This is a genomic window from Lentzea terrae (assembly GCF_003265345.1).
Taxonomy (GTDB): domain Bacteria; phylum Actinomycetota; class Actinomycetes; order Mycobacteriales; family Pseudonocardiaceae; genus Lentzea; species Lentzea terrae.
In genome coordinates, this window is the sequence record NZ_QFWW01000029.1 from 383,662 (window position 1) to 407,909 (window position 24,248).

The 24,248-nt window shown below is 67.6% G+C and carries 20 protein-coding genes; 9 read left to right on the forward strand and 11 right to left on the reverse strand.

Annotated elements, in window-relative coordinates; genetic code table 11:
- The first annotated feature begins 16 nt into the window (after positions 1 to 16).
- From DI276_RS36350 to DI276_RS36370, 5 genes are all read left to right on the forward strand, one after another.
- On the forward strand, positions 17 to 490 hold the full coding sequence (locus tag DI276_RS36350) for a cation:proton antiporter regulatory subunit (RefSeq protein WP_112272101.1): 474 nt from the start codon (positions 17 to 19) through the stop codon (positions 488 to 490).
- Between the two features lie 27 nt (positions 491 to 517).
- On the forward strand, positions 518 to 1,669 hold the full coding sequence (locus DI276_RS36355) for a cation:proton antiporter (protein ID WP_408610613.1): 1,152 nt from the start codon (positions 518 to 520) through the stop codon (positions 1,667 to 1,669).
- A 63-nt stretch (positions 1,670 to 1,732) separates the two neighbouring features.
- A complete protein-coding gene (locus tag DI276_RS36360) occupies positions 1,733 to 2,890 on the forward strand; it encodes a S8 family peptidase (protein WP_112272105.1) in 1,158 nt (385 codons plus the stop codon).
- On the forward strand, positions 2,887 to 3,108 hold the full coding sequence (locus DI276_RS36365) for a hypothetical protein (protein WP_232837159.1): 222 nt from the start codon (positions 2,887 to 2,889) through the stop codon (positions 3,106 to 3,108). Before DI276_RS36360 ends, DI276_RS36365 begins: the two co-directional genes overlap by 4 nt.
- Positions 3,109 to 3,202: 94 nt before the next feature.
- Entirely contained in the window at positions 3,203 to 3,634 is a 432-nt protein-coding gene (locus tag DI276_RS36370; RefSeq protein WP_232837160.1) for a DUF6319 family protein, read from the forward strand.
- Positions 3,635 to 3,694: 60 nt separating this feature from the next.
- Here the strand turns inward: DI276_RS36370 and DI276_RS36375 are convergent, their stop codons facing one another.
- Positions 3,695 to 4,666, reverse strand: a complete 972-nt coding sequence (locus tag DI276_RS36375; RefSeq protein WP_112272107.1) for a quinone oxidoreductase family protein — start codon at positions 4,664 to 4,666, stop codon at positions 3,695 to 3,697.
- A 1-nt stretch (position 4,667) separates the two neighbouring features.
- Complete coding sequence (locus DI276_RS36380; protein ID WP_232837161.1) at positions 4,668 to 5,462, reverse strand: SDR family NAD(P)-dependent oxidoreductase; 795 nt, start codon at positions 5,460 to 5,462, stop codon at positions 4,668 to 4,670.
- A 134-nt stretch (positions 5,463 to 5,596) separates the two neighbouring features.
- Here DI276_RS36380 and DI276_RS36385 point away from each other — a divergent pair, with 134 nt between their 5' ends.
- Together DI276_RS36385 and DI276_RS36390 are read left to right on the forward strand one after the other, a co-directional pair.
- The gene (locus DI276_RS36385) at positions 5,597 to 6,349 is read left to right on the forward strand and encodes an SDR family oxidoreductase (RefSeq protein ID WP_232837162.1); all 753 of its coding nucleotides are present in this window, start codon (positions 5,597 to 5,599) and stop codon (positions 6,347 to 6,349) included.
- A gap of 3 nt (positions 6,350 to 6,352) precedes the next feature.
- Complete coding sequence (locus DI276_RS36390; protein ID WP_112272113.1) at positions 6,353 to 6,805, forward strand: MaoC family dehydratase; 453 nt, start codon at positions 6,353 to 6,355, stop codon at positions 6,803 to 6,805.
- Here the strand turns inward: DI276_RS36390 and DI276_RS36395 are convergent.
- Entirely contained in the window at positions 6,792 to 7,361 is a 570-nt protein-coding gene (locus tag DI276_RS36395) for a TetR/AcrR family transcriptional regulator (RefSeq protein ID WP_232837163.1), read from the reverse strand. The two genes, DI276_RS36390 and DI276_RS36395, sit on opposite strands and share 14 nt — an antisense overlap.
- Positions 7,362 to 7,399: 38 nt before the next feature.
- On the opposite strand from DI276_RS36395, the gene DI276_RS36400 reads away from it, so the two are divergent.
- Positions 7,400 to 8,449: a DUF2855 family protein gene (locus DI276_RS36400; RefSeq protein WP_112272117.1), complete on the forward strand. Its 1,050-nt coding sequence runs from the start codon at positions 7,400 to 7,402 to the stop codon at positions 8,447 to 8,449.
- A 109-nt stretch (positions 8,450 to 8,558) separates the two neighbouring features.
- Here DI276_RS36400 and DI276_RS36405 read toward each other — a convergent pair whose 3' ends face one another.
- The 7 genes from DI276_RS36405 to DI276_RS36435 all read right to left on the reverse strand — a co-directional run bounded on the left by DI276_RS36405 (position 8,559) and on the right by DI276_RS36435 (position 23,239).
- Positions 8,559 to 8,933 carry a hypothetical protein gene (locus tag DI276_RS36405; RefSeq protein ID WP_112272119.1) on the reverse strand — a complete coding sequence of 125 codons (375 nt, stop codon included), beginning with the start codon at positions 8,931 to 8,933 and terminating at the stop codon, positions 8,559 to 8,561.
- Complete coding sequence (locus DI276_RS36410) at positions 8,934 to 15,563, reverse strand: polymorphic toxin type 30 domain-containing protein (protein WP_112272120.1); 6,630 nt, start codon at positions 15,561 to 15,563, stop codon at positions 8,934 to 8,936.
- Between the two features lie 23 nt (positions 15,564 to 15,586).
- Entirely contained in the window at positions 15,587 to 19,408 is a 3,822-nt protein-coding gene (locus DI276_RS36415; RefSeq protein ID WP_198681130.1) for a LamG domain-containing protein, read from the reverse strand.
- Positions 19,409 to 19,556: 148 nt separating this feature from the next.
- A complete protein-coding gene (locus DI276_RS36420; protein ID WP_112272124.1) occupies positions 19,557 to 20,099 on the reverse strand; it encodes a 3'-5' exonuclease in 543 nt (180 codons plus the stop codon).
- 29 nt (positions 20,100 to 20,128) lie between these two features.
- Positions 20,129 to 20,887, reverse strand: coding sequence for an SDR family NAD(P)-dependent oxidoreductase (locus tag DI276_RS36425; RefSeq protein ID WP_112272126.1), 759 nt, complete (start codon positions 20,885 to 20,887; stop codon positions 20,129 to 20,131).
- On the reverse strand, positions 20,887 to 22,083 hold the full coding sequence (locus DI276_RS36430; protein ID WP_112272128.1) for an acetyl-CoA C-acetyltransferase: 1,197 nt from the start codon (positions 22,081 to 22,083) through the stop codon (positions 20,887 to 20,889). Before DI276_RS36430 ends, DI276_RS36425 begins: the two co-directional genes overlap by 1 nt.
- A 10-nt stretch (positions 22,084 to 22,093) precedes the next feature.
- Positions 22,094 to 23,239 carry an acyl-CoA dehydrogenase family protein gene (locus DI276_RS36435; RefSeq protein WP_112272130.1) on the reverse strand — a complete coding sequence of 382 codons (1,146 nt, stop codon included), beginning with the start codon at positions 23,237 to 23,239 and terminating at the stop codon, positions 22,094 to 22,096.
- Positions 23,240 to 23,331: 92 nt separating this feature from the next.
- Here DI276_RS36435 and DI276_RS36440 point away from each other — a divergent pair, with 92 nt between their 5' ends.
- The gene (locus DI276_RS36440) at positions 23,332 to 23,955 is read left to right on the forward strand and encodes a TetR/AcrR family transcriptional regulator (protein ID WP_112272132.1); all 624 of its coding nucleotides are present in this window, start codon (positions 23,332 to 23,334) and stop codon (positions 23,953 to 23,955) included.
- Here the strand turns inward: DI276_RS36440 and DI276_RS36445 are convergent.
- Positions 23,948 to 24,220 carry a GlsB/YeaQ/YmgE family stress response membrane protein gene (locus DI276_RS36445; protein ID WP_112272139.1) on the reverse strand — a complete coding sequence of 91 codons (273 nt, stop codon included), beginning with the start codon at positions 24,218 to 24,220 and terminating at the stop codon, positions 23,948 to 23,950. The two genes, DI276_RS36440 and DI276_RS36445, sit on opposite strands and share 8 nt — an antisense overlap.
- Positions 24,221 to 24,248: the final 28 nt, after the last annotated feature.

The following is a 24,248-nucleotide window of genomic DNA, read 5'->3' on the forward strand; positions in this document are numbered from 1 at the left end:
ACGTATCATGATCTGTGTGAACGTAGAGATCACGCCTTTGCCCGGAATCGGAACGCGCCAGGACTTCATGATCCGCGCCGGCCGCCGCGTCGGCGTGATCACATATCGGGACGGCCGGTTCGAGCTGATCCTCTCGAAGGCTTCGGATCCCGATTCATGCGCCGCCTCGATACCCCTCTCACCGGAAGAGGCGAGCACCCTCGCGGGCCTGCTCGGCGCGCCGCAGCTCGTCGCGCACCTGCAGGAGGAGACCCGCGGCATCGGCGGCATCACGACCCGTCAGCTGCCGGTCACCGCGTTCGCCAACCACACGCTCGGTGAGACCGCTCTGCGCACGAGGACCGGTGCGTCCATCGTGGCCGTCGTGCGCTCGGGCAACGCGCATCCGTCGCCCGGCCCCGACTTCATCTTCGAAAACGGTGACCTCGCTGTCGTCGTCGGCACCGCGGAGGGCCTCGACGCCGCCGCTGAGATCCTCCACGGCGGTTAAAGCACAGTGCACGAGACAACTATCGCCATGATCCAGCTCGGCGCGGTGTTCTTCGGCCTCGGACTGCTCGGCCGCGTCGCCAGGCGGATCGGCATCTCGCCCATCCCTCTTTACCTCATCGGTGGCCTCGCGTTCGGCACCGGCGGGTTCGTGCCGTTACACGGAATCGACGAGTTCACGCACATCGCCAGCGAGATCGGCGTCGTGCTGCTGTTGCTGCTGCTCGGGCTCGAGTACTCGGCGTCCGAGCTCACGACCGGCCTGAAGAAGTCCTGGATGGCCGGCGTGCTGGACCTCGTCCTGAACGCGGCACCGGGCGCGATCGCGGCGTTGCTGCTGGGCTGGGGCTCGGTCGGCGCGCTGGCGATGGCCGGCGTCACCTACATCTCGTCGTCCGGCATCGTCGCGAAGGTCCTCGGCGACCTCGGCCGGCTGGGCAACCGCGAGACACCGGTCGTGCTGTCCGTCCTGGTGTTCGAAGACCTGGCGATGGCCGTGTACCTGCCGGTGCTCACGGCGGTGCTGGCGGGCGTGAGCTTCGTCGGCGGGCTCACGTCGGTGGGCATCTCGCTGCTCGCGATCACCGTGGTTCTGGTGGTGGCGCTCAAGTACGGCCGGTTCATCTCGGCCATTGTGGACAGTCCCGACCACGAGGTGTTCCTCCTCAAGCTGCTCGGCTCGGCGTTGCTCGTGGCCGGTATCGCCTCGCAGCTGCAGGTGTCGGCGGCGGTCGGCGCGTTCCTGCTCGGCATCGCCATCTCCGGCTCGACGGCGGAGAACGCGACGCGCCTGCTGGAACCGTTGCGCGATCTCTTCGCCGCGATGTTCTTCGTCGTGTTCGGACTGAACACGAACCCGAAGTCGATTCCACCTGTTCTTGGAATCGCCCTCGCCCTGGCCGCCGTCACGACCATCACCAAGGTCGTCACGGGCTGGTGGGCGGCCCGGCGGCAGGGCATCGGCAAGATGGGCCGCATGCGTGCGGGCGCGGCCCTGGTCGCGCGCGGCGAGTTCTCCATCGTCATCGCCGGCCTGGCCGTCGCGTCCGGTCAGGTGAACGACGACCTGGCCGCGTTGGCCACCGCGTACGTGCTGCTGATGGCCATCCTTGGGCCGATCGCGGCGAAGTACGTTGAGCCAATCGGGGAATTCTTCCAGCGCAGACGGCAAACGGCCTGAAACACAAGCCCCCGGATGACGACTCTCTCTAGTAGGGCTACAGGAGAGTAGGGGCGAACCGTCATGACCGAACCCGCGGAAGTGGAGACCACCGGCCGGTTCCTGGTATTGCTGCAGGAAGACGCCATCGAGGAGGGGCTGGCCGAGCTCGGCGCGATCGCCGGGTTCGACCCGAACACCGGTGAGCTCGGCTCAGACACCTTGCAGGTGTTCCCCGAGCTCGGCGTAGCAGTGGTGTCCGGAGACCCGAACCTGCTGGCCGAGCTGAACGGCGCCGCCGAGCGCCCCGGCCCGGTCCAGATCGTCGAGCCGGAACGCGTGGTGCACGTCTTCGACGCCGCACCGGCCGAGGAAGAGGTCGAACCGGCCGCCGACGAGTCGGTGCTGACCTGGGGCCTGCAGGCGGTCGGCGCCGACGTCAGCACGGCCACCGGCAAGGGCGTCAAGCTCGCCGTCCTCGACACCGGCTGGGAGAAGAACCACCCGGACTTCACCGGCCGCGCGATCACCACGAAGTCGTTCATCACCGGCGAGGACGTCCAGGACGGCCACGGCCACGGCACGCACTGCGTCGGCACGTCCGCGGGCCCGCGCAAGCCCGCCACGGCCCCCGGCTACGGCGTCGCGCACGAGGCCGAGATCTTCGCGGGCAAGGTCCTGTCCAACGCGGGCTCCGGCTCCGACGGCGGCATCCTCGCGGGCATCGACTGGGCGGTCGCGAACGGTTGCGCGGTCATCTCGATGTCCCTGGGCGCCGACGTCCCGGCGGGCACCCCTTACTCGCAGATCTACGAGACCGTCGCCCAGCGCGCGATGGCCAAGGGCACGCTCATCATCGCCGCGGCGGGCAACGCCTCCCAGCGCCCGGCCCGAGTCGCGCCGGTGGGCCACCCGGCCCGCTGCCCGTCCATCATCGCGGTGGCCGCCATCGACGTGAACCGCGCCATCGCGTCGTTCTCGTCCGGCACGGCGGACAAGATCGGCCAGATCGACCTGGCCGGCCCCGGCGTCGACGTCTACTCGTCGTTCAAGCTGCCGGAGAAGTACCGCCGCCTGCGCGGCACGTCGATGGCGACCCCGCACGTGTCCGGCGTGGCGGTCCTGATCGCCGAGAAGACCGGAGCCCGCGGCTACGAGCTGTGGGCCCGCCTGGCCTCGACGGCCCTCCGGCTGCCGCTGCCGTCCACCGACGTCGGCGGCGGGCTCGTCCAGGCACCATGACCACCTCGGTGGACCAGGTGATGGTCTCCGTGACCGAAGGCAGCCTCCCGGGGGTCCTCGACGACCTCCGGGAGGCCGGCCTGGTGGTCGACACGGTCCTGGAGGCCCTCGGCGTGGTGACCGGCACCGCCGAGGTCCGCGTCATCCCGTCACTGCTCTCGGTTCCCGGCGTGATCGACGTCGAACGGCAGTGGCGCGTACAGCTCCCGCCGTACTGACTAGGCTCTGCGTCGACCCCATCGCCGTCCGATCGAACACGTGTTCTAGGATCCTGCGCGGGGTCATGTCGTTGCGGAGAGAGGAAACCTGATCGTGTCGGACACGCTCACCGAGGTGCAGGCAGTCGAGGAGACCGTCGTGGAGGAGACTCCGGCGCCTGAAGCCGAGGCTGCGAAGCCGGTCGAGGCACCGAAGGCCGAGGCCCCGAAGGCTGAGAAGCCGAAGGCGGCCCGCCCCAAGAGCACGGCGAAGAAGACCCGCACCGTGGAGCTCACGCTCACGGTGACCGGCACGGCCGAGGGCGAATGGCAGGCCGACCTGGTCCACGGCACGCAGCGAGTCGTGTCGGGCCTGGTCATCCCGGCCATCGCCGTGGCCAAGGCGGCGAAGGAGCTGCACGAGGACATCGCGGAGGGCATCGAAACCGTGCTGGAGGCGGCGCGCGACCAGCACCGCACCCGCATGGAGGAGCTGGAGGCCGAGCTGGCCAAGGTGAAGGCCCAGCTCGCCGAGCTCTCCGAGTAACACCAACGTCGAATGGGGCGGCCCGCACCACGCGGACCGCCCCATTCGCGTCTTCGCGAGCTAGCGCGAGGGGTCGAGCAGCAGCTTGCCTGCGGTCTTGCGCGACCGCAGGTCCTCGTGCGCCTGCCGAATCTGCCCCATCCCGTACTCCCCACCGGGAACGGCCTTCAGCTTGCCGTCGACGACGAGCTGGAACAGCTCCGCCATCGCGCGATGAGCCAGCGTGCCGTGTTCCGAGTCGCGCACCCTCAGAGCGTGCGGCAGCCACATACCCGCAACGGTCGTGGAGTGCACCAGCAACGCTCCGAGGTCAACCGGCTTCGGCCTTTCCCGCGAGGCCATCCCATAAAACGCAAGCCGCCCAAACGGAGCCAACGCCACCAACGACTGATCAGTGGTAGCACCCCCAGTCATGTCCAGCACCACATCAACCCGACGCCCGTTGTTCGCCTCGATCAACGCCGCGGTCATGTCCTCGGAACGCGAGTCGATCGCCACGTCCGCACCCAGATCCAGCGCCAGCTTCCGCTTGTCGTCGGAAGAAGCCGTGGCGATGACCCGGCCGGCACCCCACAACTTGGCCAGCTGCACCGCGATCGTGCCCACACCACCGGCAGCGGCGTGCACGACAACCGACTCACCGGGCTCCATGTGAGTCGACTTCCGCAGCAACAACCAAGCAGTGGCACCCTGCACGATCAACGACAGAGCCGTGAGGTCGTCCACCCCGTCCGGCACGTCGAAAGTGGTGAGCACAGGCGCGACGGCCTTCTCCGCGTAGCCGCCGGAGTTCTTGGTCAACGCGACGACCCGACGGCCATCCGCGGTCGTGCCAACAACTTCGCCACCGGGCACCAGCGGCAGCGTCATCTTCGCCAGGTAGGAGTTCTCGGCCTGGTGCGTGTCCGCGTAGTTCAACCCAGCACGCGAAACGTTGATCAGCACCTCACCGTCACCCGGCACCGGGTCCGGCAGCTCCACCTGCTGCAGCACCTCGGGCCCACCGAACTCGGTGATCTGAATAGCACGCACGTCAGCTCTCCTTGAGCGCGATGGAAATGGGGTCCTGGCGAGCAGCCTCGACCCGCGAGCCGTCAGCCGCACGCGGACCGGGCGGGTTGCGGAAGCCGAACGGCTCCGACGAACGCCCGGACTGCACGAACCACGCCTCGCCGGTTCCCGAACCCTCCACAATGGACATGAACGCGTCCACCACGGCGGAGACCGGCAGGATCGGCATCCCGATGTCCTCCAGCGTCGACCGCAGCGGCGTGATGATGTTGGTGTCGGCGAACGCCGGACACAAAGCGTTGACCCGGACGTCCGGGTAAGCACCGGCCAACGAACGAACCAGCCCGACCACCGCAGCCTTGTTGGCGCCGTAGACAGGGTCGCCCGGCATCGGCATGAGGCCGGCCATCGAGGCGGTGGCGATGATCTGCCCACCCCGCTTCTGAATCTCCGGCAACGCGTGGTGCGCGCCGTAGACGACGCCGTCGAGGTTGATGGCCATCGCCCGGCGATAGACCTCCACGTCGAAGTCGTCACCCAGCGAGCAGCCGGTGCCGATACCGGCGTTCAGGAAGGCGATGTCGAGGCCACCGAACTCGCGCACAGCCAGAGCGACCGCGTCGGCGGAGTCCGCAGGCTGGGTCACGTCGCAGCGCACGAACACGCCGCCGACCTCGTCAGCGACGACTTTGCCCTGGTCAACGTCGACGTCGGCAACGACGACACGGACGCCCGCAGCAGCGAGGCGCCGGGCGGCACCCGCACCGATGCCGTTGGATCCGCCGGTGATGAGCGCGACCTTGCCGGTGAGTTCCACGGCTGCTGCCTCCTCGCATGCGTACATTCCGACCAGTCGGTATGGTCGTCCGCACAGCGCTGGACGTCAAGCGGACTGATAGGTACGTTACTAAGCGCTTGCTTAGCTCACCATCCCCCAATGAAGGAGGACCCGTGGCCGACAGGGTTGCCATCGTCACCGGCGCGGCTCGCGGTATCGGTGCCGCCGTCGCGCAGCGTCTCGCCGCGGACGGCCTGGCCGTCGCGTTGCTCGACCTCGACGAGCAGGGTGTGCTCGACGGCGCCGACAAGATCGTCGCGGGCGGTGGGCGCGCCATCGGCCTCAAGGTCGACGTGTCCGACGAGGAGCAGGTCAACGCCGCGGTGGCGAAGGTCGCCGAGGCCCTCGGCGCGCCGACCGTGCTGATCAACAACGCCGGCGTGCTGCGCGACAACCTGCTGTTCAAGATGACCGCGGCCGACTGGGACACCGTCATGAACGTGCACCTGCGCGGCGCGTTCCTGATGAGCAAGGCCGTCCAGGCGTTCCAGACGAAGGAAGGCTTCGGCCGCATCGTCAACCTGTCGAGCACGAGCGCGCTGGGCAACCGCGGCCAGGCCAACTACTCCGCCGCCAAGGCCGGTCTGCAGGGCTTCACCAAGACCCTCGCGATCGAGCTCGGCAAGTTCGGCGTCACGGTCAACGCGATCGCGCCCGGCTTCATCGCCACCGAGATGACCAAGGCGACCGCCGAGCGCATGAAGATCTCGTTCGAGGACCTGATCAACGGTGCGGCGCAGACGATCCCCGTCGCGCGCGTCGGCCAGCCGGAGGACATCGCGCACACCGCGTCGTTCCTCGCCAGCGAGGGCGCCGGGTTCGTGTCCGGCCAGGTCATCTACGTCGCCGGCGGACCGAAGGACTGATCGATGCGCGTATTCGAAGGTGTTGACGAGCTCGTCGCCGCGAAGGGCGAGCACCTCGGTTTCGGCGAGTGGCACGAGGTCACGCAGGAGCAGGTCAACCTGTTCGCCGACGCGACGCTGGACCACCAGTGGATCCACATCGACGTCGAGAAGGCGAAGCAGGGCCCGTTCGGCGGCCCGGTGGCGCACGGCTATCTGACGCTGTCGCTGGTGCCGTACCTGGTGCGCGACATCTACACCGTCAAGAACATCAAGATGGGCGTCAACTACGGCAGCAACAAGGTCCGCTTCCCGCAGCCGGTGCTCGTGGGCGCCAGGGTGCGCGGCGGGGTCGAGCTGCTGGACGTCTCGGACATCGCGCTGGGCAAGCAGCTCGTGACCAAGGTCGTCATCGAGATCGAGGGCAGCGACAAGCCCGCCTGCGTGGCCGAAATCGTCTCGGTCATCGTGCCGTAAGACTGTGGATCAGCAGATCCGCGTAGTGCTCTGCCAGCCGCCCGGCCGGGATCTCCCCGTCCGGGCGGTACCACGTGCCGAGGTGGTGCAGCGACCCGAAGAAGTAGTGCGTGGCGAGGTCAGCGGGCACGTCACCGCGAAACGTCCCTTCGGACTGCCCTTCCTCGACCAGACCGCGGAACTTCTCGTGGTAGCGCCGCCGTTCCGCCCGCACTTCCTTCTGCTTCTCGGCCGACAGGTGGTCGATCGACCGGAAGAACACCTTGGCGGCGTCGAAGTTCTCGACGCTCGTGACGATCACGTCGACGGCCGCCTCGCGCAGCCGGTCGGTGATCGGCCCGGCGCCTTCCGCGATCTTGTCCAGCCGTTCGGTCTGCATGCGCAGCAACCGCCCGTAGATCTCGTGCAAAAGGTCGTCCTTCGACCCGAAGTAGTGGTACATAGCGCCTTTGGTGACACCGGCGCGCTCCACGATCTCCTGCACGGCGACGCGTTCGTACCCCTTGTCCGCGAACAGGCGGGTGGCGGCGTCGATCAGTCTTTCAGGCACGGTCACGACCGGAGCGTACCTCCCGACCAAGGAGAATCCTGGCAATGATCAGTCGCTGGACCGTCGTCGTCGACCGCGACGACCTCACCAAAACCGAAGTCCTGCACGACGAACTCTCCCCCGAGCTCGGCGACTGCGAGGTGCTCCTCCGCGTGCATCACGTGGGCTTGACCGCCAACAACGTCACCTACGGCGTGATCGGCGAGATGATCGGCTACTGGCGCTTCTTCCCCTTCGCGCCCGAAGGCCGCGGCGTCATCCCGGTGTGGGGCTTCGCCGACGTCGTCGACTCCACATTGGACGCCTTGCCCGCCGGCACCCGCGTCTACGGTTACCTGCCGATGGCGAGCCACTTCGTCGTGCGCGCCAAGCTGACCTCGTCCGGGTTCGTCGACACGGCCGACCACCGAGCCGAGCTGCCGGCCGTCTACAACAGCTACCTGGTCACCTCGCAGGACCCCGCATACGACCCCGCGCTGGAAGACCTCCAGGCGTTGTACCGCCCGCTGTTCCTGACGTCGTTCCTGCTCGCCGACCAACTGCAGGACAACGACTTCCACGGCGCCCGCACCGTGGTGATCTCCTCGGCCTCCAGCAAGACGGCGTTCGGAACGGCCCAATGCCTGAGCGGTGCCGGCGTGCGACTGGTGGGCCTCACCTCGCCGCGCAACGTCGAGTTCACCACCAGCCTGGGCCTCTACGACACCGTGCTCCCCTACGACGCTGCCGTGGACGTCGAACCTTCGGTGTACCTCGACTTCAGCGGCTCGGCCGACCTGCGCACCACATTGCACGACCGTCTGGGCGACGACCTGGTGAAGGACACTTCGATCGGCCTCACGCAGCAGAAGGCCTCGGCGGACCCGCGCTCGGAGTTCTTCTTCGCCCCGGAGCAGCTGCGCAAGCGCACCGCCGACTGGGGTGCGGACGGGCTCGCTCAGCGCTTCGGTGAGGCCTGGCGGGCGTTCACCGCTCAGGCGGCCGGCTGGGTCAGCGTCGCCCGGCACAGCGGCCCGGACGAGCTGCTGGAGGTGTGGCAGGCCGTGCTGGCGGGCAAGGCGAACCCGGACACGGCCGACGTGATCACTTTCTGAGCAGCTCGCAGTCGATCCTCGCAAGTGAACGGACGCAACCGGACACCGCACCTCTGATGTTGCAGTGGTGCTGTCGATCAAACTCGACAGCACCACCACCACATGATCCTCAACCTGCCCAAGGAGCTACCTTCAGCCCAGCTCTCGACACCGCTGCCAGTTCTTCGCCCAGGCCTTGAACGTACTCCTGCTCGGACGGATCGAGCGTGCCCTCCTCTATGGCAAAAACTGGCGCGACGTCATGCACGTCCATAAAGGACGCGTCGAATATCTCCGCCGCGGCGTGGAGCATTGCTTCTCTCACCGAAGAGACGCCTTCGATCGCAGCAGCCGCCGACAGCACCCGAACCAACAGACGCGCTTCGACCTGCGCTAGAGACCCAGACCAGTCGCACACCGTCTCCGCACCCACTTCACGAGCCTGCGGTTCAACGGCGACCAGTTGCCGCAACAACTCTCCGAGATGCTCCCCGCCAATGCTCATCTAAAGTCCCGGAAATTGTGATGGCCATGGAATGTGCGTCTTGTTCGCTGCAGACGGATCGTAATACGGGCTAGCCTCCTTGTGCACGTTCTTGTGGTACAGGTTGCCGGCCTCGTCCTGATACCTGGCACCGATCTGCACCCGGTACGTTTCACCCATCGCGGAGTTGGATCCCGCAGGAGCAGTGCCGTCCGGACCATGAATCCTCATGCGCACGGTCTGCCCGGCCTCGCTCGTCCACTTGTACTCAAGCCCGTACTGGGACCCACCATTCGGATGCGGTGTCAGCTCACGAATCGATGCGTTGTCCGGCACGATGCTCATCGGATCTTTACCCCGGAGGTCGTAGCCGCCCTCACCACAGTTGTGGTTGAGGACCGCTTGTGCACCCGCCACCACGAAATAGGTGTGGATGTCGGTGACGGTCAGGTTGTAGACCCGCTCGTAGGCCGTCCACTTCCGCAGCGCCTTGACCTGCACCTGGGTGCCGGCCGAGGTCTGCAGCCACGCGCCTTCCTGCAGCTGATCAGCCTTGACCCAAACACCCTTGTCCGGCAACCAGAACGGGTGCCCGTCGGTGGCTGTGACCTTGCCCGTGGCCGGCCCTGCTGCACCATCGGTGTCCACCGTGATCTCGACGAGGTTCTTCTTGCCCTTGCCGATGATCAGGTTGGCGACCGCCTTGGCTTCAGCCTGACCTGTCTCCGGGTCTGTGGCGAGCACCTTGTCGCCGACTCGTACCGCGGCGATCGGTTTCCGCTTCCCGTCCGCCATCAACACCTGAGTCTCAGGCGTGAAGCTGTTGCACTTGCTGAACAACCCGCGAGCCTTGGCCAGCAGCCCCTTGGCCCACTCCTGCTGCTTCAGGAAGGACCGCACCGCGCTGACCGCGTTCTCGAGCGCCTTGACGATCTTCCCGGCCTTGAGGATCTTCCCCCACGGAATGACGCCGAGCACCATCATCGCGCAAGCGCCGATGTCGCCCTCACCGAAGCACTTGGCCATGTCGTTGATGCCCAGGATCTCCTTGAGCACCTCCCCACCAGCCTGCAGCGCAACGTCCACCCAGGACTGCCGCTCCAGCTCCTGAGCCTTGCGGTAGTCGGCCTCCGAAATCCCAGCGGCCGCGAGCTGTTGCTGCTTCTGCGACCGCAGCACGCCCATCCCGGACAACTGCTCCTGCGTGTACTCGCCGTAGATCGACGAGCCTTCCAGAGTCGTGTTGTCGATGCCGCAGTCGCCGTAGATGCCGACGCAGATCGGACGCTCGTCCTCCCGCTTCAGCCCGGTCGGGTCGGAGTAGGTCAGCGGGCTCGAGTTCGCGTAGGCGTAGCCGTTGATCTGCTGCGGGTCCTCCAGCATCATCACCGGGTCGGCGGAGATGAACCTGCCCGTCGCGGAGTCGTATTCACGTGCTCCCAGGTGGGTCAGACCGGACGACTCCTTGGTCCCACCGACGAAGCCCTTGTCGTCGGGCCACGAAGCGGGTGCGGCGCCACGCGGTTCGCCGAACGGGGTCTGGCGGCGTTGTGTCACCGCCAGGGTCGTCACGGCGAGCGAGACCTGTTGCGTGCCTTGGTGATCGCTGAACTGCCACGAAATTCCCGCGGCGGTCCGGACGGCGACGGTCTGGCCGGCGATGGCGTAGTAACGCGTGCCCCTAGGCGCCGTCGACCCCGAGATCAGGGTCATCTCCTGGGTGCCCATGTACAACGTCGTTGCGCCAGGCGCCTTGCGCAGCAGCCGGTTGCCATCAGCGTCGTAGATGAACGACGTGTCCTGGCCGGACGCCTTGTCGGAAACCATCTGGCCTTCGGCGTTCCACTCCATCGTGTGAGTGGTGCCGGAGACCATGCGACGGGTCATGTTGCCGGTGCTGTCGTAGCCGAACTCCGACAGCTGCTGACCCGACGGGCCGGTGCTCGTCACCTTGGACAGCAGGTGACCGCCGGTCTGCGGGTAGGAGTACTCCGAGACCGTGTCGCCCGCCGCCGCGTGATCGATCTCCTTGGTGCGGTTGCCCGCCTTGTCGTACTGGAACGACTGCCAGTACCCGGCCGGCCCGCCCACGACAGCCTGCGAAGGCTCCGAAGCACACTTCGAGGTACCAGCCCACGCCTCAGTCAGCTGGCGCACGTGGTCGTACTTGAAGCACTGGTAGTCGACCGAGTTCGGGTCGTTGTTGGGCAACGTGGTGATGTTGCCCTCGGCGTCGGCCTTGAACGAGGTGGGTGCCTCGATCACGGACTTGACGTTGCCGACCGCGTCGTAGTTGTACTGGGACCTGCTCGGCACCGCGTTGGTCGACGCCCGGCGCAGGACGTCCGCAGTGGACAGCCGGCGGGTGTCGGCCTCGTAGGTGTAGTTGAGCTGCACCCACTTGGTCTTGTTCTGGATGCCGGTGTCGAGGTGGAGCTGGGAGAGCTGCGAGTACTCGTTGTAGGTGGCCTTCTCCACGTACGGCGTCACGCCGCTCAGGTAGTCCGCCTGGCCGGTCTTCGTGTACAGGTACTGCAGCTTCTCCGCCGGCAGGTCACCGGCCTTCGGCAGGTCGACGGTCGAGACGCTGCCGTCCTGGCCGTACTTCGTCTTCGTCTCGTACGTGCCCGCCAGAGCGCCTTCCACTCCCGGGATGACGACCTTCGAGGCGGTCGCCCGGCCGGCGACGTCGTAGGCCGTCACCTCGGAGCGGTACTCCTGGCCGCCCGAGTAGCGGATCGACGCGGTCGGCAGGCCCTTCGCGACCGTGTCGTAGGTCCACGCGGAGAGCTGGGTCGTGCCCTCGAACGAGCCGGTCTTGCGGCCCAGCACGTCGTACTCGAAGCGCACGGTCTTGCCGCGCGAGTCCGTTGTGGACGTGATCTGCCCGGCGTCGTCGTACGCGACAGTGGTGTGACCACGGTCGGGATCATCTGAAGCGATCTTGCGGCCGCGCAGGTCGTAGGTGTTGCGCCAGATGTTGCCCGCCGGGTCGGTGACGGTCTCCAGCTCACCGGAACGCGAGTAGGCGTAGCGGGTCGCGTCGTAGTCGCCGGTCGGGGTCGGCTGCTTGTGCTGCCGCAGCTCGGTCGTGCGGCCGCGCGCGTCCGACAGGGTCGTGGTGGCGGTGCCGCCGGGCGGCGGCGTGGTCATGATCCGGTCGCCGCCGTAGACGACGGAGGAGGTCCACTTGTCCTGGCCGAGGCCGATGAACTTCTGGCTCACCGCACGACCGAGAACGTCGTACGACGTCACCGTCTGGGAGGGAAGCGCGACCTCGTTGCCGTTGGGCGGTGCCACCAGCTCGGAGGTCGGACCGGAGTCCTTGTTGTAGTAGAGCGACGCGGTCCGCTCGACCAGGCCGCGGTCGTTGTAGAACGTGTCGGTCAGCTGGCGGCCGGTGTACGGCGCCTCGGACTGGGTCTGGCGCGGGCGGAGCAAGCCGTCGTAGATGGCCCACGCGGTGACCTTGTTGCCGGTCGCGCCGAGGGTCGTCGTGGAGACGGCGGTGACCTTGTCCTTGCGCACCAGGTACTCGAACTGCGCGGTCGGCGAGTGCGTGCCCGGCACACGGCCCGGCTCGTACACCTTGAACAGGCGGCCGAGCGCGTCGTACTCCAGGCGCGTGACGCCGTTGTTGGCGTCGGTCTTCTCGATCGGCTGGCCCAGCACCGGATCCAGCTTCACGGAGGCGCTGAAGTTCTTGGCGTTGGTCATGACCTGACCGGTGAGCAGGCCGTTGGTGTGCGAGTACGACGTCGTCGACTTGCGGTCCAACGCGTCGTAGGACTCGGTGACGCGGCCGTAGTCGTCAAAGGCGGCACGAGAAACCTGGCGGAAGACGTGTGCGCCGTTCTCGACGTGCGCGGCCTGTTCGGACTTCGTCGCGTTGCCGAGGCCGGGGATCGCGCCCAGCGTGGAGCTGCCGTCGAAGTAGGTGCGGTTCTTCTTCAACACCTGCGCGACGGTGGCCGTGCCGCTGCAGTCCTTGCCCCAAGTCTCGGTCTCGACCACCAGGTTGCGCAGCCACAGGTCGTCGCGGCTCGCGTAGACGTTCTTCATGCACAGGTCGTCGTCGGCCGTGGCGTCGTCACCGCGGTCGTCGACCTGCAGCACCACGCCGTCCTTGTCGTGGTACGTCGGCGTGGACGTGGTCGTCCGCGTGGCGCCCGACGACAGTGCCGTGAAGGTCCGGGTTTCGCCGGACCTGAGCATCCACGCTTCCAGCGAACCCTTGCGCGCGAACGGGCCGAGCGGCACCGGCTTGGTGATCGTCTTGATCAGCGGCGCGCCGTCGGGACCGTTGCGAACGATCTCCTCGCGCTGGAAGCCCTGCGCGGCGGGGATGTCGTCGAACTCCTGGTTCTCCGAGTCCTTGAGCTTCACCGACTTCTGGCCGCCGGTGCGGGTCCGGTCGCCGTTCATGCCGCGGTAGAACAACCGCTCGGTCTGCGTACCCGCCTTCGTGACCTTCACCCGCGCGTAGCCACGCCACTCCGACCACGTCCGCAACCGCTCCGGCGTGATCTCGTCGTCCGTGTAGTGCCAGGCGGGGTCACCGATGTAGTCGTAGGTGGTCTTCTGGTCGGGAGCGCCACCGGTGCGGTCGGTCTCGGCCACCGCGCGGACGAGGTACTTGTGGAACCAGTCCACCGAGTCCGGCCGGTTCGGCGGTGCCCAGGTCACCGGGAAGCACCTCAGCACGTTCCCGTCCAACGCGTTCACGTCGGGCAGCCGAGAGTTCCGCTCGCAGTCACCGTCGTGGTAGTCCAGCGTGATCCGGCCACCCGACTCCGAGTAGATGTTCGTCAGCCGGAACTTGTAGAGCGGCAGGTACCCGCCGAAACCCGCGGTACCGCCCACGCGGTTGGCCAGGCGCTTGCCGTCGAAGGTCACCTCGGGCAACGTGATCGTGCCGCCGACGTGCCCGGAGTGCGTGATCCCGGTCAGCCACAACGCCGCCGACGACGAGTCCTCAGTGGACGGGAAGCTGTGACCGAGTGACCACGAGTCGACGTCCTGCCAGCCGCCATCGGTCTTCTTCGCCCTCGTGACGATCTTCGACAGGCGCTTGGTCGACCAGAACGTGGGCGAGATCCGGTCAGGACAGGTTCCGCCGTCGCACTTCTGGTCGAACGGCACGTCCGGGTAGTCGGAGGTGTTGCAGGCGCTGCCCGGCACGCAGCGCTCGGACTTCTCGAACGAGAGCTGCGCCGGAGCACCGTCGTACTCGTGGCCCTTGCGCGTGCCGTACTCGACGCGGTTCAGCGTGCCGCCGCGGATGTAGCGCGCCGCGGCGTCGTTGCGGTGCCGTCCGTAGAAGTTGGCCTCGGCGTCGTAGTAGTACGTCATCGAGTTGCCGTACTTGTCCACGACGTAGTCGAGGTTCCACTTCCACACCCGGTCGCACCAGGAGTCCTTGAAAGCGGGCTTGTTGCACGGCTGGCCGGCACGCCGCTCGAACACCGGCACGGTCCACGCCGAGTTCGTCTCCGGCTTGCCCGACGACCAGCCGTCCAGCTTGTTGCGGCCGAAGTGGTACTGCGTGCCGTCGGTCTTCGTGACGACCCAGTACTCACCGTCGACGTCGCCGTTCGCGGCACCGGTCCGACGCTCGACCTTCGAGCCGTCGTCGTTCTTGAGCCGCAACGCACCCGTGTTCGCGTCCTTGACGATCTGCGTCGCCTGGCCGCCCAGCACGATGGAGGCGTTGTCGTCGAACCAGCACTTGTCGGCCGTCTTGTCCGCGATGACGTCGGTGTTCTCGGCGCACGAGGTGAACCGCCGTTCGACGTGACCGGACGACATGTCCCAGCCTTCGCCGATCCAGGACGGCTGGTTGTTCGTCGACGCCGTGTGGCCGTCGATCCGCGAGGACGAGTAGCCCAGCGCGAACTGCGGCTGCAACCCGCCCGGCACCGCAGGCACCTTCACCGGGTAGGTCCAGTTGAAGTCACCGGTCTGCTGCGACACCTGCCAGCTCGCCGACGGCGCCAGCGGCGTCGCCGCGTAGTCACCCTGACCGTCGCCGGATGCCGAGGCCGCGACCAGCGCGAACAGCACGCCACCCGGAGCAGCGCTCTGCACGACCGTCGCGTTCCCGGTACCCGGCAGCTCGACGTCCGCCGTCAACCGCCCGGCCGCGCTGTCGTTCTTCGACGGCACAACCGTTCCATCGAACACCCGCACCAGCTGCAGCCGCGTCGCCCAGTCGCCACCGAACGCCCGCCGGAACCCGCCGTAGTCCACACCGACCGAGAGCGGGCCGCCGTCGCCGGAGACGCGGAACGCCACACCGTGCACGCCGGCCTTCTCCGTGGCAGCGCGGTCGAGCAGCTCGACCCGGACCCGGCCGTCCCGGTCCCCCACCCAGATCGGCAGGTTCCCGGCACGCACGTCCTTCCCGGCAGCCACGTCGACATCGGCGGATCCGGCACCGGGCCAGTCCACAGCGGACGACCCGCGCAGCGCGAGCCGCGCGGCCTCGTCCTGCTCGACCGGCCGCACCGGAACACCGCCGACCGCCACGTTGTGCGCGGCAGGCGGGTCCAGCGCGAGCCGGGCCAGCTGGCTCACCGACGACGGCACCACAGCCGCGGCGCCGAGCACGGCGACGCAGGCGAGCAGCGTCGATCTACGCAGGTACCCCATGACAAGTCCCCCAGGTCTCGTGCTCAGGCGTCGGCGAGCAAACGGATCTCGTTGGGCGTCAGCACGCCCTGGTACAGCCGGGCGTCGTTGACGGTGCCCGGGAAGTACTGCGCCGGCTGGCCGTTGAACCGGCCCTGACCGACCTGCACCGGCCCGTTGGCGTGCCACTCGGACACGTGCAACGCCGCGTTGCCCTGCGGCACACCGTTCACGTAGAGCCGCAGCTCACCCGCCGCCGCGTCGTAGACCGCCGCCAGGTGCACTTCCTCGTCCTTCACGGCGGGGCTGTTCGCCGTCACGAACCTCTCGGCCGGGCCGTCCTTGTCGGCGTCGGTCATCCTGAGCTGCCAGGTCTTGACGGTCTCGTCGTACTCCAGGGAGAAGCCGCTGGTGCGGCTGCCGATCTGGCTCAGCACGGGGTACCGGCCGCCGGTCTTGGTCAGCTTCGCCTTGGCCACCACGCTGAAGCTCTGGTTGGTGCGCACGACCGGGCCGGCCGTCGTCGCGTACCCGTCCGTCCCGTTGAGCACCAACGAACCGCTCGACAAGTACGCACCGCCGATCACTGACGCGGTGTGCTTGCGATCGGTGGAGTCCGCCGCGGTACGAGCGGCCGGGTCGAGCTTCCACATCTGGCCTGGAATGGTGTTGCCCTGGTACAGGTAGTTGGCCTCACCGGGGCCGAAGGCGTTTCGGTAGACATGAGTGCCTTCGACCGACCCCGAGAGGAACATCTGGTAGAAGTTCGGGGGAACCGTCGGATCGAACTGGGAGTTCCGGACTGCCCTGCCGAGGTGCACCTGGCCGGACCAGGGCCACAATGCCCCCGTCCGCGTCACTGTCTGATCGGTGCCGTTGACGTACATCCGGAGCTCGTTGCGCTGGGGGTCGAACGCGCAGACCAGGTGTGTCCACGTGTTCACCGCGACTCCCGGCTTCGAGAAGACGTGCCAGCCAGCCGTTCCCTTGTCGTTCCAGACGCTGCACTTCCAGGCGTCCGAACCCGCCTGGTAGACGAGCGTCGCGGCGCTGTTGCGGTTCGAACCGCCGTCGACGCTGAACACCGCCTGGTCGTTCCCCTTGGCCCGCAGGTTCACCCAGGTCGACACGGTGAAGGAACCGGCCGTCGACAGCCCGTCCTCCACACGCGCATACCCCTTTGTGCCGTCGAACGAGAGCGCGTCCGCCTCGTCGCCGACCCGGCCGCGCACCCAGCTCGCGCCCGGCTGCAGATACGTCGGCGGCTGGTTGACGTACCCGGAGTCGTCGAACGACCAGTGCGCCTCCATGACGGCGGGCCGGTTCGACAGCTCCGAGATGTCCTCGGCCACCAGCACGCGGTCGTACACCACGACGTCATCGATCCCGCCGGGGAAACGAGCCCACGGGTTGCCGTTGAGCTTGCCCCGGCCGACCTGCAGGCCACCGGTCGCCGACCACACCGCGGATCGCTTGGCAGCACCCTGGAACACGCCGTTGACGTACAGCTTGGCGTCGCCGGACGCGGCGTCGTACACGCCGATCAGCCGCGTCCAGACACCGGTCTCCGGCGAGGACTTCGAGCTGACCGCGCTCTCACCACTGGTCTCGCCCGGCAGGTTGAACACCCAGCGGTCCAGCGAATGCGAGTACTGCAACAGGAATCCGCTGTTGCTGGCCCCGTCCTGGCTGACGGCGACGAACGAGTCGCCCTTGCGGTCGAGCTTCACCCACGCCGCGACGCTGAAGCTCTTGTCGGTGCGCACCACCGGCTGGGTGGTCGACAGCCCGCCGTTCACACCGTCGAGCTGCACCGCCTGGCCATCGCGGCCCGGCGTCCAGCTGAGGCCCGACGACGACGGGGTCAGGTCGTGCGGGACGTCCGCGGTGTCGGTGCCGTCACCGTCGAGCAGCCAGCGCCCGTTCCACAGGGTCTGCTGGTCGGTCTGGAAGCTGTAGGCCACCGGCTGGCCGGCGTGCACGTTGCCGGCGCGGTCCACGCTCTGCACGTAGATCACGTTGCGGCCCAGGTGCTTCGCGGTGATGTTCACCGTGGCGCTGCCGTTGGTGGCGACGACCGAGTTCACCGGAGGGTTCTCGTAGCCGTACCGGAAGCCGGTCACGTCCGCGACGCCGTTGGCGTTGAAGGTGAAGCTGCCGACGGTGCCGGCGTTGCCGTGGAACTGGTCACCGGTCGGGAACTCCGGCGAGGACACCAGTGGCGGTTTGTCCGGCGGTGTCGCGTCGTAGGTGAAGGTGCAGTCCGCGGACGCTCCGGACTCCAACCGGCCATCACCGGCGTAGGCCTTCCAGGTGTAGGTGTTCCCGTCGACGAACGCCGTGGTCCCGAACCTGGCGCGGGCGATCTCGCCGTTCGGGTGGTTGTTCACCTGGGCCTTGAGGCCGTTCATCTCGAAGCGGGCGAACAACAACGGGTTCTCGGCACCGTCCGGATCGGACACCCGGGCGGCGACCTCCGGGTTGGGCTCACGGATGTAGAGCGGCCTGCCCGGCAAACGCGCGCAGCTGGCACCGGCCACGGTGAGGAAGGCGGGCGGGTTCGGCCGCGTGTTGTAGGTGATGTTCAACGCGGGGTTGGGGTCGAACTTGCGCCAGCCGTCGACCGTCGACTCGTTGGTGGCCCACAGCCCCAGCCCGACCTTCGTCTCACCATCACCGACCGCGTCGCTCACGCCGGCTGCCACGTCGAAGTCGTGGCCGTTGTGCTGGCTGCTGCAGTTCGGGCCCTTCTCGTCGGTACCGCCCAGTTTCTTGCGCCACCACACGTTGTTCCAGTTGGTGCCGGTGTCGATGATGCTGGTGCGCCACGCGTCGATGCGGCTCTTGTTGCAGTTCCACGCGTACCGCTGGGTGGTCTGGAGCCACGCGGTGAGGACCTGCTTGCCCGCCAGTCCCGAGATGTCGAAGGTCCACGCCGACCTGACCGTCACGCCGGTCTGGGTCTCGTAGCCGGCCCGCGCCACGCCCTGGAACCAGTTGTTCCAGTTGTTGTCGCCGGGCGCGTGCTTCCACAGCTCCGTGCCACCGAACCGGCCGGCGTTGAGAGGCGGGTCGATGTAGACCGGGTAGACCGTGTCCGGCGAGGTCAGCAGTTTCTGGTCGGGGACCACCTCGACGGAACCACCGGAGACGACGGTGTCCATCGCCTTGCGCCCGGCCTTGTCCGCGGGGCCGGTCGTGGTGGAGCCGCCGGCCGAGTCCCACATCATGGGCGTGGCACCGGCGAAGACCTCGGTGCCCGCGTGATCGGTCGCCTCGGGGTTGCCGGTGGCCTGGTCCTCGCGCAGGCTCAGTCCGGTGGTGCGCGCGCCGAGCTTGATTCGCTCGAGCGCGGGGTTCTTGGCGGCCTCGCGGTTCTTCACCACGAGCACCTGGGTGAAGCCGTCGGTCTTGGCGTGCAGCACGAGGTCGACGCCGGGGTACACCTCGGGGTAGGTCGCGCTGTCGCCGTCGAGCCGCGGTTCGGGCAGCTTGCCCGGCCACGTGAGCGCGAGGTCCTTGCCGTCCTTGCTCAGCTTGACGAGCTGGTCGTCGCCACCGCCGGAGAACACCAGGCCGGTCGTGGTGGCCGCCGGTTCGACGGCGCCGTCCGCCCGCTCCCGCAGGCCGGTGTCGATCGGTACCCAGCCGTTGTCTCTGCGCACCCGCGTCGGCTCGGGTCTGGACTGCAGGGTCCTCGTGCCGTCCGGGTTCGCGAAGATCTTCGTGCGTTCGCTGCCCGCTTCGGGGATCTCGACCGGCTTCCCGGTTTCGCGGGCCTGCGCCTCAGGAGACTTGGCGACCGCAGGTCGCGGTGGACTCGCCTGCACGGCGGGCAGGGCTCCGCACGCCAGCGCGAACGCCATGACGGCAGCACAAATTCGGCTCAACATTGACTTGCCCCCCAGGACTCACACAATGAGCCCGTGAATCTTCAGGGCAAGCTCACACCGTCCACAAGGGGCTGTTCGGGCTAACGGCCAAGATCACACCCACTCTGAGTGGTCTGAGAGCTCACCTGCCGAGCAGTCCGGCCAGCAGCCCCGCGATGTTGTAGGCGTCGTCGTGGCCGCGGTGGTGCGTGCCGTCGAGCTTGTGCCCGGCGAGTCGCACCGCCTCGGCCATCCCGACCTCACGCGGCAAGGCATGCGTCAAGGCGAAGAGCGTCTTCACGTTCAGGTGCCGCGGCCCGAACGGATACCCCACGCCGACGTCCTTGCACTGCCGTTCGAACATCTTGCGGTCGTAGTCGCCATAGGACGCCCACACCCGGCGATCCGACCGAAACTCCTTGCGCAGCACCGCGCACGCCTCAGCGAAGGAGATGCCCTCGGAGACTTGCTCCTGCGTCAACGTGGTCAGCCGAGTACAAAAAGGACTGACGGACGACCGTGCAGGCCGCACCAGCACGCTGCGCCGTTCGCCGCGTTCACCCGACGCGACCTCGAGCGGGCAGATCCCGATCTCGATGATCTCCGACACCTCACCGGGCGGCGGAGATCCTTCCCAACACGTCGACTCCACGTCGACGACCAGCACGTGGTCCAACGCAATCACGTGCTGATCGTCCCTGACGTGTCCAACGACTAAACGATGACAGCGCCACCGTCGACGACAAGCGTCTCGCCCGTCACGTAGCCACCGGCGGGCGAGGCCAGGAAGACGACCGCCGCCGCCAGCTCCTCCGGGTCGCCGATGCGGCCGGCGGGCAGCGCGGCCTGCATCTTCTCCAGGTAGCCGGGCGGGTACTGGTCGGTCATCTCCGAGGCGAAGAAGCCGGGGCAGATCGCGTTGACCCGGATGCCCTTGCGTCCGGTCCACTGCTGCGCCAGGTCGCGCGTCAGGCCCAGCAGGCCGGCCTTCGACGCCGAGTACGCGGCCTGCGGGATGCCACCGGTCACCAACCCCAACACGGAAGAGATGTTGATGATCGAGCCACCGGACTTCATGACGGACGCAGCCGCCTGCGCCATCCAGTACGCGCCGTTCAGGTTCACGTCCATGACGCCGAGGAACTCCTCCGGCGTCTCCCGCGAGGCCGGCACCGCTGACGCCACACCAGCGTTGTTCACCAACACCGACACGACACCGAACTCGGCGGCCGCACGCGCCACCTCACGGCAGTCGTCGGGCTGCGACACGTCGGCCTGCACCACGAGAGCACGACGACCCACCGACTCGACCAGCGCGGCCGTGTCCTTCAGCTTGTCCGCACGACGAGCGGCCAGCACGACGTCCGCGCCCGCCTCTGCCAGGCCCTTCGCGAACGCCACGCCCAGGCCCGAGGACGCGCCCGTGACGATCGCGACCTTCCCGTCGAGCCGGAACTTGTCCAGGATTCCCACTACGCCAGCCTTTCCAGGATGATCGCCATGCCCTGCCCGCCACCGACGCACATCGTCTCAAGGCCGAACTGGGCGTCGCGCGCCCGCATGCCGTTGATCAGCGTGGTCATGATCCGCGCACCGGTCGAGCCGAACGGGTGCCCGAGAGCGATGGCACCACCGTGCACGTTCAACCGGTCGATGTCGATGCCCAGAGCACGCTGGCTGCCGAGCACCTGCACGGCGAACGCCTCGTTGATCTCGACGAGATCGATGTCCGAAATGGACATACCGGCGTGATCCAGTGCCTGCTTCGTGGCATCCACGGGACCGAGGCCCATGATCTCCGGCGACAACCCGGATACACCAGTGGAAACGATGCGCGCCAACGGAGTCAGGCCGAGCTCGCGAGCCCGCGTGGAACTCATGATCACGACAGCGGCCGCACCGTCGTTCAACGGGCAGCAGTTGCCGGCCGTGATCGTGCCCTCGGGCCGGAACGACGGCTTCAACGAAGCAACAGCCTCGTAGGTGACGCCGGCCCGCGGCCCGTCGTCCTCGGACACCACAGTGCCGTCGGGCAACGTCACCGGCGTGATCTCGCGGGCGAAGAACCCGTCCGCGATCGCCTTCTCCGCGAGGTTCTGCGACCGCACGCCGAACTCGTCCTGGTCGTGCCGCGAGATGCCCATCTGCGTGGCGACGTTCTCGGCCGTCTGCCCCATCGCGATGTAGTAGTCGGGCAGCTTGCCTTCCAGCCGCGGGTCGGTCCACGGAGCGTTGGAAGCAGCCGTGGCCAACGTCCGCTGCTGCGCCTCGTCGAACAGCGGGTTGAACGACGGCGCACCGGAGTGCATGTACCGCGACACGCACTCGACGCCGGCCGAGATGAACCCGTGCCCTTCCCCCGCCTTGATGGCGTGGAAAGCCATCCGCGCGGTCTGGACGGACGAGGCGCAGAACCGGTTGACGGTCGTGCCGGGCAGGTTGTCGTACCCGAGCTGCACGGCGACGCGGCGCGCGATGTTCTGGCCGTGCTCGTCCTGCGGCTCGGCACACCCGAGGTGCAGGTCGGTGATCTCGGACGCCGGCAGGTCGCCCAGCGCCGCCGAGATCACCTGCGCGGCCAGGTCGTCCGGCCGCATCGACACGAGCGAACCCTTGCGCGCCCGGCCGATGGGCGACCGCGCGGTGGAGACGATGACTGCTTCAGGCACAAGACACCCCTTACAGGCCCAGCTCGCGGCCGATGAGTTCCTTCATGATCTCGTTGGAGCCCGCCCAGATCTTCGTGACGCGGGCGTCCATCCAGGCGCGGGCGACGCGGTACTCGGTCATGTAGCCGTAGCCACCGTGCAGCTGCACGCAGGCGTCGATGACCTCGTTCTCGATGTCGGCGCTCCAGTACTTCGCCTGCGCCGCCTCGACCGAGCTCAGTTCACCGCGCACGTGCTGCATGGTCAGCGTGTCGATGAACGCCTGCGAGACGTCCAGCTTGGTGCGCAGCTCCGCGAGCAGGAACTTGTTGTGCTGGAACTTGCCGATGGCCTGCCCGAACGCCTTGCGCTCCTTGACGTACTCGAGCGTCTCGTCGAAAACGCCCTGCGCGTGCGCGAGGTTCGAGATCGCGCCGCCGATCCGCTCCTGCGGCAGGCGTTCCATCATGTAGATGAAGCCCTGGCCCTCTTCGCCGATCATGTTCGCGGCCGGCAGCCGGACGTCGGAGAAGAACAGCTCCGCCGTGTCGGACGGGTGCTGGCCGACCTTGTCGAGCTTGCGGCCGCGCTCGAAGCCGGGCATGCCGGTCTCGACGGCGAACAGCGTGATGCCGCGCGCGCCCTTCGACGGGTCCGTCCGAGCCGCCACGACGATCATGTCGGCGGTGTAGCCGTTGGTGATGAACGTCTTGGAGCCGTTGAGGATCCAGTCGTCACCGGCACGAACGGCGTTGGTCTTCAACGCAGCGAGGTCGGAGCCACCAGAAGGCTCGGTCATCGCGATACCGGTCTTGAGCTCGCCGGTGCACATGCCGGGCAGCCAGCGCTGCTTCTGCTCCTCGGTGCACAGGTCGACGAGGTACGGCGCCACGACATCGCCGTGGATGCCCAACGACGACGCGACGGCCGCGTTGACCCGGCACAGCTCCTCGGCGAACACCGTGTTGAACCGGTAGTCGTTCGCGCCGCTGCCGCCGTACTCCTCGGGAATCTCCAGCCCGAGCAGGCCCTGGCGACCGGCCTCGAGCCACACGTCGCGGTCGATCACGCGCTGCTCGATGAACTTCTCGACGTTCGGCGTGATCGTGCGCTCGACGAAAGCCTTCGCCGACTCCCGGAACGCCTCGTGATCCTCGTTGAACAGCGTCCGCTGCACGACTACCTCCATACTAAGCGGTTGCTTAGCGCTAAGCGCCCGCTTAGCGTGCAGTACGATCCATCACCTGTCAACACGCGAGGAGCAGCCCGATGACGACGACCGGACTGGACGAGTTCGCGCTGCTCGACGAGACCTGGCGCGCTGTCACCCCGGACGCCGCCCGCCGCATGCTCATCGCCGCCGCGCACGCGTTCGCAGGCAAGGGATACCACGCCACGACGACCCGGGACATCGCCTCGCTGGCAGGAATGTCACCCGCGGCCGTGTACATCCACTACCGGTCCAAAGAGGAACTTCTCTTCAACATCTCGCGCGTCGGCCACGAGCTGTCACTCACCGCGCTGTCGTCGATCGAAGGCCGTGACGCGACGGAACGGCTGCACAACGCCGTCAAGTCGTTCGCGAGCTGGCACGCGGAGTTCCACACGACCGCGCGGGTGGTGCAGTACGAGCTCGGCGCGCTCTCCCCGGAACACCACGCGGAGGTGGCGGAGCTGCGCCGGCAGATCGACCAGCAGATGCGGTCGTTCATCGAGGACGGCGTCCAGGAGGGCGTGTTCGACGTCCCCGACCTCAAGGGCGCGACGCTGGCCGTCCTGTCGCTGTGCATCGACGTCGCGCGCTGGTACCAGCCGGGCGGGAGGCGGACCCCCGACGAGATCGGCGCCTTGTACGCCGATCTCGTCCTCAGGATGGTCCGGCCCGCTACCTGACCGCTTTCCGGCCGTACACCCCGGCCACGATCGAGACGCCGACCGCTGCGACGACGATCTGGACGATCACCTCGATCCAGTCGATGCCCGGCGTGTCCTGCACACCGAGCAACCGCGCGATCCACGACCCGATGAACGCGGCCGCGATACCGACCAGCAGGGTCAGCCAGATCGGGATGGCCTGCTTGCCCGGCGCGAACAGCTTGCCGAGCAAGCCCAGGATCAGGCCGATGATGAGTGCGCCGAGAATGCTCTCGATGGTCACGGACGCCTCCTCCGCTACTCCCCGACAC